An 845-nucleotide genomic window follows, 5' to 3' on the forward strand; every position below is an offset into this window, starting at 1 on the left:
CTGACTGCCAAGGCATCCACCGTGTACGCTTAGTCACTTAACCATACAACCCGAAAGGGTCTTTATGTATGGTAAACAACCAAGGTTTTTGGTTGTAATAAGAAGGGTTAGTTCTTATTACGTGTTTGCCGGACTCAATTGTGATTCAAACAAGTTTGAATCGAATACAAGACACTTGAATGTGTTTGTGTTGTGTTTATCCAAAGGATAAACATTGAGAACTTTTAATTTGATTTAAATAACTACGTTATTTAAATCAGTCAGCTTTCCAAATTGTTAAAGAGCAAGAGTTTCAAAGTGTTAAACTTTTAACCCATTTTTAAATACTCTCTTTCGAGAATGCTTAAAGATGGTGGGCGATACCGGGCTCGAACCAGTGACCCCCTGCTTGTAAGGCAGGTGCTCTCCCAACTGAGCTAATCGCCCATAAAAGTTTTAATTCCTTATGGAAGGAATGGTGGAGCTATGCGGGATCGAACCGCAGACCTCCTGCGTGCAAGGCAGGCGCTCTCCCAGCTGAGCTATAGCCCCATATTTTTATTTCCTTGGGAGGAAATGGTGGGTCGTGCAGGATTCGAACCTGCGACCAATTGATTAAAAGTCAACTGCTCTACCAACTGAGCTAACGACCCAATGGTATCCCGTAGGGGAGTCGAACCCCTGTTACCGCCGTGAAAGGGCGGTGTCCTAGGCCTCTAGACGAACGGGACACTAGATTGAAGAACTTGGGAGTTCTTCGTCTCTTTTACTTTCTAAACCTAATCAATCTGTGTGGACACTTATCGTGAATATCTTCGTATAAGGAGGTGATCCAGCCCCAGGTTCCCCTAGGGCTACCTTGTTAC

The 845-nt window shown here is 44.0% G+C and carries 4 tRNA genes; all 4 read right to left on the reverse strand.

Going from position 1 to position 845, the window contains the following annotated elements:
- Positions 1-350: 350 nt before the first annotated feature.
- A tRNA-Val gene (locus JC606_RS23215) sits at positions 351-426 on the reverse strand.
- A gap of 29 nt (positions 427-455) precedes the next feature.
- Positions 456-531: transfer RNA gene (locus JC606_RS23220), tRNA-Ala, on the reverse strand.
- Between the two features lie 25 nt (positions 532-556).
- Positions 557-632 (reverse strand) — tRNA-Lys (locus tag JC606_RS23225).
- Positions 633-634: 2 nt separating this feature from the next.
- Positions 635-710, reverse strand: a tRNA-Glu gene (locus JC606_RS23230).
- Positions 711-845: the final 135 nt, after the last annotated feature.

The organism is Vibrio sp. IB15 (assembly GCF_016406055.1).
GTDB classification, from domain to species: domain Bacteria; phylum Pseudomonadota; class Gammaproteobacteria; order Enterobacterales; family Vibrionaceae; genus Vibrio; species Vibrio chagasii.